The sequence below is a fragment of the Aeromonas sp. S5(2024) genome, from assembly GCF_041403025.1.
Taxonomy (GTDB): Bacteria; Pseudomonadota; Gammaproteobacteria; order Enterobacterales; family Aeromonadaceae; genus Aeromonas; species Aeromonas hydrophila.
This window is the reverse complement of sequence record NZ_JBGLRI010000024.1, coordinates 1-853: the sequence shown is the minus strand read 5'-3', so window position 1 is coordinate 853 and position 853 is coordinate 1. Positions and strand designations below refer to the sequence as shown.

Sequence of the window (853 nt, the reverse complement as noted above, 5' to 3'; positions counted from 1 at the left end):
GACCATCGGGTCGGCCAGTGACACGGCGACCGGCAGCTTTGCGGCGGCGTTCCTGGCGGCGGCGGTGCCGAGCTATGGCGCGGACGGTCCGGGCACCACCACGGTGAGCGGCTACAGCCTGAGCGTGACTGACAGCAACAGCGGACTGACCAGCAACGGGCTGGCCATCACCCTGACCAAGGTGGGCAGCGACATCGTTGGCTCGACTTCGGCCGGGGAGGTGTTCCGCATCAGCGTGGCGAGCAATGGCACGGTGACGCTGACACAGTCGGCGGAGCTGGACCATCTGCCGGAGGACGTGGACAACAGCAACGATAACAACCTCATCAGCCTGGCCAATGGCAAGGTGCTGCTGAGTGCGACCGTGACGGTGGTGGATGGTGACAACGACACCGCGACCGGGACGGTGAGTGCAGACCTTGGCGGCAACATCAGCTTCGAGGACGACGTACCGAGCGTGACCATCAACGCGGTGGTGGACGGTGGCATCACCCTGACTACCCAGGATGCGCAGACCATCGGGTCGGCCAGTGACACGGCGACCGGCAGCTTTGCGGCGGCATTCCTGGCGGCGGCGGTGCCGAGCTATGGCGCGGACGGTCCGGGCACCACCACGGTGAGCGGTTACAGCCTGAGCGTGACCGACAGCAACAGCGGGCTGACCAGCAACGGGCTGGCCATCACCCTGACCAAGGTGGGCAGCGACATCGTTGGCTCGACCACGGCCGGGGAGGTGTTCCGCATCAGCGTGGCGAGCAATGGCACGGTGACGCTGACGCAGTCGGCGGAGCTGGACCATCTGCCGGAGGACGTGGACAACAGCAACGACAACAACCTCATCAGCCTGGCCAAT

The 853-nt window shown here is 66.0% G+C and carries 1 protein-coding gene; it reads left to right on the top strand.

Annotation, left to right across the window (positions count from 1 at the left end):
• Window positions 1-853 (top strand): DUF5801 repeats-in-toxin domain-containing protein (locus ACB032_RS22090; RefSeq protein WP_371138777.1); only part of this gene is annotated, 853 nt, incomplete at both ends.